The organism is uncultured Nocardioides sp. (genome assembly GCF_902805925.1).
Lineage (GTDB): Bacteria > Actinomycetota > Actinomycetes > Propionibacteriales > Nocardioidaceae > Nocardioides.
Window position 1 is genome coordinate 1 of record NZ_CADCUP010000109.1, and the last position, 7,465, is coordinate 7,465.

The following is a 7,465-nucleotide window of genomic DNA, read 5'->3' on the forward strand; positions in this document are numbered from 1 at the left end:
GAACTCCACATCGGCGAACGCCTCCCGGGCCCGGGCCAGCGACACCTCGCCGTCGGCGGCGCCGTCGGTGTAGTCGAACGCCGGCTTGGGCGTACGCCGCCGGGCGATGCGGCGGAGGTCCTCGATGGTCAGCGCCCGGACCAGGCGCCGCTCCTTGGGTGACAGCACCGGCCGCTTGAACCTCAGCAGCGGGGCGAGGTCGTGACGCCGGGGCAGCTGGCGCTTCATCAGGGATCCTTCGGCTCGTAGCGGGTCGGGGGAGAGGTGGTCGACATCTGGGTGCGCAGGCCTCGAGAGTGCCCGACGCGAGGCCGAGCCCGCGAGCCTGCACCAGCACGTCGCCGGTCGCGGTGGCCTCGTCGGTGCCCCGGGCGGCGTTCGACGTGAACGACCTGCTCGCCCTCGGAGCCCGAGCTGGTCGTCCGGGAGTCGACGCGGCGCGGGGCCGATGGGGCCCGCAGGTGCTGGAACTTCCCTCTGATGTGGTCCACGATGGGCTGATCCGGGGTCCGCTCCCGGCGAGCGAGGGAGCGTCCATGAGCACCAGCCAGAGCCCGATCGACGTCGACGACGCTCAGGAGCAGCGGCTCATCCGCGTGATGGGCCCCAAGCTGCTGCTCCTCTTCATCATCGGCGACATCCTCGGCGCCGGTGTCTACGCGGTCACCGGCCAGATGGCGGGCATCGTCGGCGGCATCGTGTGGCTGCCGTTCCTGACGGCCTTCATCGTGGCCACCCTGACCGCGCTCTCCTACCTCGAGCTCGTCACGAAGTACCCCCAGGCCGCCGGCGCCGCGCTGTACTCCCACAAGGCCTTCGGCATCCACTTCGTCACGTTCCTGGTCGCCTTCGCCGTGGTCTGCTCCGGCATCACCAGCGCCGCGACGTCCTCCAACGTGCTCGCCCAGAACCTCACCGGCGGCCTGGTCGTCAACGGGTGGCTCGACGCCACCCCGGGCACGGGCACCACGACCGCCATCGCGATGGCCTTCATGCTCCTGCTCGCCCTGATCAACCTGCGCGGCGTCGGGGAGTCGGTGAAGTTCAACGTCATCCTGACCCTCGTCGAGATGACCGCGCTCGCCATCGTGATCCTGATCGGCTTCTGGGCCATGACGCAGGGCGACGGCGACGTCGGCCGCATCACCACCTTCACCGACGCCGGCGACAAGGGGCTCTTCCTGGCCGTCACGGCCGCCACCTCGGTGGCGTTCTTCGCGATGGTGGGCTTCGAGGACTCCGTCAACATGGTGGAGGAGACCCAGGAGCCGGAGAGGATCTTCCCGCGCACCATGCTCACCGGGCTGGGCGTCGCGGTGATCATCTACATGCTCGTGGCCGTGGCGGTGGTCGCCGTGCTCACCCCGACCGAGCTGGCGACCATCAACGAGGCCGAGGGCCGGGCGCTGCTGGAGGTCGTCAGCAAGGGCGCGCCCGACCTCCCGATCGACCGGATCTTCCCCTTCCTGGCCGTCTTCGCGGTCGCCAACACCGCGCTCATCAACATGCTGATGGCCAGCCGGCTGCTCTACGGCCTCGCCCGCCAGGACGTGCTGCCGCGCTCGCTCGGCAAGGTGTCCGCGCGCAGCCGGGCGCCGTACGTCGGCATCGCGTTCTCGACGCTGCTCGCCCTCGGCCTCATCGGGTACGTCGCGACGCAGTCCGACAGCGAGGTGGTCCTGCAGCTCTCGGGCACCACGTCGCTGCTGCTCCTCGCGGTCTTCGCGGTCGTCAACGTCGCCTGCCTGGTGCTGCGCCGCGACTCCCGCAAGGGCTTCTTCCGCTCGCCCGGTCCGACGCCGGCGATCGCTGCGCTCCTGTGCCTGTTCCTGATCGGCCCCTGGGTCGACCGTGACGCCCTGCAGTACCAGATCGCGGCCTACCTCCTCGGCATCGGCATCGTGCTGTGGGCGCTGACCTGGATGACCAACCGCGGCGTCCGGGCCAAGAAGACCGGCTTCCGCGACATCGAGCACCTCGAGGACACCGACGACCACCGACCCGACCGCTGACCCGGCCACCGGGCCGACCACGCAGCGGCACGAATCGGTCGGCGGGCGCGGACCGCCGTACGCTGGAGGACGTGAGCACCGTCCCCACCCTCGAGCAGCTGCACGCGATCGGCGCGAGGCAGCAGCCCTCCTACCCCGACGCGGTGGCCGTCGACTCGGCGGTCACCCGCCTGCGCACGATGCCGCCGCTCGTGTTCGCCGGCGAGTGCGACGACCTGAAGTCCAAGATGGCCGCGGTCTCGCGCGGTGAGGCGTTCCTGCTGCAGGGCGGCGACTGCGCCGAGACCTTCGACGGCGTCACCGCCGACAACGTTCGCAACAAGCTGCGCGTGCTGCTGCAGATGGCGGTCGTGCTGACCTACGCCGGCTCGGTCCCGGTCGTGAAGCTCGGCCGGCTGGCGGGGCAGTACGCCAAGCCGCGCTCCTCCGACCTGGAGACCCGCGACGGCATGACGCTGCCGGCCTACCGCGGCGACATCGTCAACGGGTTCGACTTCACCGAGGAGTCGCGGCTGCCGAACCCGCAGCGGCTCCTCGACGCCTACAACGCCTCCGCTGCGACCCTCAACCTGGTGCGCGCCTTCGTCACCGGCGGGTACGCCGACCTGCGCCAGGTCCACACCTGGAACACCGACTTCGTGCGCACCTCGGTCGCCGGTCAGCGCTACGAGCTGCTCGCCGCCGAGATCGACAAGGCCATGTCGTTCATGACCGCGATCGGGGCCGACCCCGATGCCCTGCGCCGCGTCGACTTCCACTCCAGCCACGAGGCGCTGCTGCTGGAGTACGAGCACGCCATGACGCGCATCGACTCGCGCACCGAGCTGCCCTACAACGTCTCCGGTCACTTCGTGTGGATCGGCGAGCGCACCCGCCAGCTCGACGGCGCCCACGTGGAGTACTTCCGCCACATCCGCAACCCCATCGGGGTCAAGCTCGGCCCGGCCGCGACCGCCGACGACGCCCTGGCCCTGGCAGCCCGGCTCAACCCCCGCAACGAGCCCGGGCGGCTGACCTTCATCACCCGCTTCGGCGCCGGCCGGATCCGGGACGGGCTGCCGGGCCTGGTCGAGAAGGTCACCGCCGAGGGCGTCGAGGCGGCCTGGGTCTGCGACCCCATGCACGGCAACACCTTCGAGTCATCCACGGGCTACAAGACCCGCCGCTTCGACGACGTCGTGGAGGAGGTGCAGGGCTTCTTCGACGTGCACCGCTCGCTCGGCACCTGGCCCGGCGGCATCCTGGTGGAGATGACCGGCGACGACGTCACCGAGTGCATCGGCGGCGGCGAGGAGATCGACGAGGCCGGCCTGGCGCACCGCTACGAGTCGGTCGTCGACCCGCGCCTGAACCGCGTGCAGTCCCTCGAGCTCGCCTTCCTCGTGGCGGAGATGCTGCGGAAGGCCTGAGGCCGGCACACCGCGAGCCCGCGAGCGGGGCTCGGTACGCTCGCTGGCGCTCGCCACTCGACCACCGAAGGAACGCCGTGATCGACCTCCGCTCCGACACGCTCACCCAGCCCTCCGACGCGATGCGGGCCGCCATGGTCGCGGCCGAGGTGGGCGACGACGTCTACGGCGAGGACCCGACCACCCGGCGCCTGGAGGAGCGCGTCGCCGACCTCCTCGGGCACGAGGCGGCCCTGTTCACGCCGACCGGGTCGATGGCCAACGTGCTGGCGGTGCGCACGCTCGTCGCTGCCGGGCAGGAGGTGCTCTGCGAGTCCTCGGCGCACATCGCCCGCGCGGAGCTCGGGGCGCACGCCGCCTACAGCGGCATCACGATGCGCACCTGGACCCACCCCACCGGTGGCATCGACCTGCCGGCGATCGAGGCGATGTTCGCCCCCGACATGGGGCCCTTCTTCGTCCGCACCACGGCGATCTCGATCGAGAACACCCACAACTTCGCCGGTGGCACCGTCCTGCGGCCGGCCGACCTGGACCCGCTGGTCGGCTTCGCCCGCGACCGCGGCGTCGCCCTGCACCTCGACGGTGCCCGGCTCTGGAACGCCCACGTCGCCACCGGCGCCCCGCTGCACGAGTACGGCGCGCGCGTCGACATCCTGTGCGTCGCGCTGTCGAAGGGCCTCGGCGCCCCGGTCGGCTCACTGGTCGTCGGTGGCCGCGAGGCCGTCGAGGAGTCGCGGGTCTGGCGCAAGCGGATGGGTGGCGGCATGCGGCAGACCGGCATGCTGGCGGCCGCGGGCCTGCACGCGCTCGACCACCACCTCGAGCGGCTGGCCGAGGACCACGAGCACGCCCGCCTTCTGGCGCAGGCGTGCGGCGTCGACCCGGCGACCGTGGAGACCAACATCGTCGTGGTCCCGCGGGAGGACGCCGCCGCCTACGTGGCCGCTGCCGCCGAGGAGGGCGTGCGGATCTCCGCCGTCGGGCCGCGCGCCGTACGCCTGGTCACGCACCTCGACGTCTCCCGCGAGGACGCCGAGCGCGCGGCGGCGGTGCTGGCCCGCCTGGGGTGAGCGCCGACGGTCGGGGTAGTTAGGCGCGAGATGGCTGTCCGAACCGCCGTACGACAGCCATGTCGCACCTGACTACCCCGCCGATCGCGTCAGTCCGACACCCCGATCAGGCGCACGTCGCTGACCGGGGTGAAGTCGCGGCCGTCCTCGGCACCGGGCGCCGACACCGACGTCAGGGTCAGGGTGACCGAGGAGGTCACCACGTCGTCGACGGCCACCGTCTGCATCGAGGGGTTCTCGATGAGGTCCTGCCGCAGCGTGGTGCCGTCGTCGAAGCCCCAGGTGACCGCCTCCACCCGGCGGTTGCGGGGATACCAGTCCACCGGGCCGTCGACCTTGGCATAGCCGTTGACCAGCCCGACCGACGCCAGCCGGGTGGGCCCGGGCAGCCGGAAGGTGAGCACCGCGCCGGTGCCGTCGCCGGGCATCCGCCACGCGGTGGCGGGGTCGCCGTCGAGCAGGTGCGCCGCGTCGTACGTCACCGGGTCGCCGTCGATCGACCGGTTGGCCGGCGCCGTCTCGGGCACGTCGGGGGTGGCGGTCCCCGTGACGTCGCCCAGGTCGCCCGCATCGCCCGCATCGCCTGCGTCGGCGGGCAGGTCGGTGCTCCCGGCGCCGGAGCGCGAAGGCGCGTCCGGGTCGCTGCCGAGGCTCCAGCCGACCATGGCGGCGACGACGGCGAGCACCAGCCAGCCGAGCAGCCACGGCAGCCAGCCCGGCACCCCCCGCCGTCCCGCAGCCGGCACCCCGGTCGGCGCGGGCGACACGGGGAGGACCGCGGGCTGCACGGCGGTGGCGCTCGCGTCGCGGGTCGTCGCGGGGGCGACGGGGGCGCCGCAGCCGCTGCAGAAGCGTCCCTCGCCCTGCTCGTGGCCGCAGCTCGCACAGGTGGTCATCGAGGGCAGGGTAGGCAGCCCAGCCGCGGTTTGCCCAACCGGGCACCCCGCGTCACACGACGATGTGGGGGACCTCGCCCTCGATGACGCGGCGACGCGGCGCCAGCTCGACCACGAGCATCGCCCCGAACACCATGGCCCCGCCCAGCAGCAGCCGCACGGTGATCGACTCGCTGCCCAGCAGCACCGCGAAGAAGGCGGCGAAGACCGGCTCCATGCTCATGATGATGGCGCTGCGGGTGGGAGGCAGGTGCGCCTGCGCCCACGTCTGGCCGAGCATGGCCAGGGCCCCGGCGAAGACGGCCATGTAGACGACCGAGAGCCAGTCGCGGCCGGTGCTCGGCAGCACGATGCCGTCGGGGACGGTCGCGATGAGGCAGACGACCGTGATGACCATGATCTGCACGATCGTCATGCCGACCGCCTCCCGCGGCCGCGACCACGCCCCCAGCCCGACGATGTGCAGCGCGTAGAGGACGGCGGCCACCAGCGTCAGCGCCTCGCCGTACCCCACGGCGAACCCCTGGAGCGTCAGGACGGCGAGCCCGGCGGTGGCCAGCGCGACCGCCAGCCAGGTGACGGCCGAGATGCGGGTGCGCAGCAGCAGCGCGGCCAGGAGCGGGGTCAGCACGACGTACATCCCGGTGATGAAGCCGCTCACGCTCGCCGCGGTGTGCGCCAGCCCGGCCGTCTGGAGGATCTGGGCGACGCCGTAGACCAGGCCGAGGACCAGCGCGTGCCTCCTCGACTCCGCGGAGAGCCGTCCCAGCGCCCGGGGCGCCATCAGGACCAGGGCCACGGTCGCGATGGCGAAGCGCACCGCCAGGAAGTCGAGCGTCGGCACCCGGTCGAGCAGGTCCTTGATGAGGAAGAACGTGGACCCCCAGCACGCCGTCATGGCCAGCAGCGCCAGCATCGCCAGGAGGGTCGTGCGCCGGGAGGCGGTCTCGTGCGCGCTCATCGTCCCGCCTCCTTCCGCAGCCGCCGCAGCACCGCGAAGTCCTCGCTGCCGGGGTCGCGGGAGCCGGGCGTCTCGAGGACGAACGGCACGCCCTCGGTGGCCGGGTGGGCGAGGAGCTCGCCGAAGGCGGGCTCGCCGATGTGTCCCTGCCCGATGGACTGGTGCCGGTCCCGGCAGGCGCCCCGCACGTCCATCGAGTCGTTGGCGTGCACGAGCCGCAGTCGACCGGGGCCGCCGATCTCCACGAGCCGGTCGAGGGTCTCGGTCGCGCCGCCGGGCCGGTCGAGCGGGGCCCCGGCCGCGAAGACGTGGCAGGTGTCGAGGCAGACGCCGGCCTTGGGGTGGTGCTCGAGCGCGTCGAGGTACGCCGCGAGGTCGTCGACCCCGGCGCACAGCGACCGGCCCTGGCCGGCGGTCGGCTCGAGCAGGAGGTACGGCGCGTCGTCGGCCGCCACCGCGTCGAGCAGCGGAAGCAGCCCCTCGCGCACCCGGCCCAGGGCGGACGCGTGCTCGGTCTCGCTGCCCGAGGCGTCGACGTAGGAGCCGGTGTGGACGACCACGCCCTCGGCGCCGATCTCGACCGCCCGGCGCAGGTTGTGGGCCACGATCCCGACCGACCGCTCGTACGTCGTGGCCGTGGGCGACCCGAGGTTCACCAGGTACGGCGCGTGGATCACGACGCGGAGGCCGCGGCTCTCGCAGCCCGCGCGGAAGCGGGCGTCCTCGCCCTTGTCGCCGGGGGAGGGCGCCCACCCCCGGGGGTTGCCGGAGAAGATCTGCACGACCTCGCAGCCGAGCTCGTCGGCATCGGCCAGTGCGCCGGCCACCAGTCCCCTCCCGACCAGGACGTGGGTGCCGATCGGGCGCGAGGACATGGCCGAAACCCTATGCGCGAGCCCGTGGGGCGCGGTCGGGAGGGCGGCTAGATGAGGTAGAGCGTGACGGTCGAGCCCTTGGGCACCATCTCGCCGGCGCCGGGGTCGGAGCTGAAGACGAAGCCGACGCCGATGTACTGGTCGGAGTTGCGCACCTCGACGTCGAAGCCCAGCGACTCCAGCCGCTCGGTCGCCGCGTCCACGCCCACCGCCACGACGCTGGGCATCTCGACCAGCTC

Annotated in this window: 7 protein-coding genes and 1 pseudogene; 3 read left to right on the forward strand and 5 right to left on the reverse strand. The window is 72.7% G+C overall.

Annotation, left to right across the window (positions count from 1 at the left end; translation table 11 throughout):
* A pseudogene (locus QZX64_RS07675) lies at nucleotides 1-228 on the reverse strand (alpha-hydroxy-acid oxidizing enzyme); the annotation flags it as partial.
* Nucleotides 229-536: 308 nt separating this feature from the next.
* On the opposite strand from QZX64_RS07675, the gene QZX64_RS07680 reads away from it, so the two are divergent.
* The 3 genes from QZX64_RS07680 to QZX64_RS07690 all read left to right on the forward strand — a co-directional run bounded on the left by QZX64_RS07680 (nucleotide 537) and on the right by QZX64_RS07690 (nucleotide 4,494).
* Complete coding sequence (locus QZX64_RS07680; protein ID WP_295658111.1) at nucleotides 537-2,012, forward strand: APC family permease; 1,476 nt, start codon at nucleotides 537-539, stop codon at nucleotides 2,010-2,012.
* A 71-nt stretch (nucleotides 2,013-2,083) separates the two neighbouring features.
* Nucleotides 2,084-3,421, forward strand: a complete 1,338-nt coding sequence (locus QZX64_RS07685; RefSeq protein ID WP_295658113.1) for a class II 3-deoxy-7-phosphoheptulonate synthase — start codon at nucleotides 2,084-2,086, stop codon at nucleotides 3,419-3,421.
* 77 nt (nucleotides 3,422-3,498) lie between these two features.
* Entirely contained in the window at nucleotides 3,499-4,494 is a 996-nt protein-coding gene (locus tag QZX64_RS07690) for a low specificity L-threonine aldolase (RefSeq protein WP_295658115.1), read from the forward strand.
* An 89-nt stretch (nucleotides 4,495-4,583) separates the two neighbouring features.
* On the opposite strand, the gene QZX64_RS07695 is transcribed toward QZX64_RS07690, so the two are convergent.
* The 4 genes from QZX64_RS07695 to QZX64_RS07710 form a co-directional block, all read right to left on the reverse strand.
* Complete coding sequence (locus tag QZX64_RS07695; RefSeq protein WP_295658118.1) at nucleotides 4,584-5,390, reverse strand: NADase-type glycan-binding domain-containing protein; 807 nt, start codon at nucleotides 5,388-5,390, stop codon at nucleotides 4,584-4,586.
* 52 nt (nucleotides 5,391-5,442) lie between these two features.
* Nucleotides 5,443-6,351, reverse strand: coding sequence for a DMT family transporter (locus tag QZX64_RS07700; protein WP_295658120.1), 909 nt, complete (start codon nucleotides 6,349-6,351; stop codon nucleotides 5,443-5,445).
* The gene (locus QZX64_RS07705; RefSeq protein ID WP_295658122.1) at nucleotides 6,348-7,226 is read right to left on the reverse strand and encodes a deoxyribonuclease IV; all 879 of its coding nucleotides are present in this window, start codon (nucleotides 7,224-7,226) and stop codon (nucleotides 6,348-6,350) included. Before QZX64_RS07705 ends, QZX64_RS07700 begins: the two co-directional genes overlap by 4 nt.
* Nucleotides 7,227-7,273: 47 nt before the next feature.
* On the reverse strand, nucleotides 7,274-7,465 hold a 192-nt coding region (locus QZX64_RS07710), incomplete at its 5' end, for a PASTA domain-containing protein (RefSeq protein WP_295658125.1).

Excerpts from the sequence above, each read along its gene's own strand:
- QZX64_RS07680 (WP_295658111.1), top strand. The coding sequence starts at position 537 with ATGAGCACCAGCCAGAGCCCGATCGACGTCGACGACGCTCAGGAGCAG.
- QZX64_RS07695 (WP_295658118.1), bottom strand. The coding sequence starts at position 5,390 with ATGACCACCTGTGCGAGCTGCGGCCACGAGCAGGGCGAGGGACGCTTC.
- QZX64_RS07700 (WP_295658120.1), bottom strand. The coding sequence starts at position 6,351 with ATGAGCGCGCACGAGACCGCCTCCCGGCGCACGACCCTCCTGGCGATG.
- QZX64_RS07705 (WP_295658122.1), bottom strand. The coding sequence starts at position 7,226 with ATGTCCTCGCGCCCGATCGGCACCCACGTCCTGGTCGGGAGGGGACTG.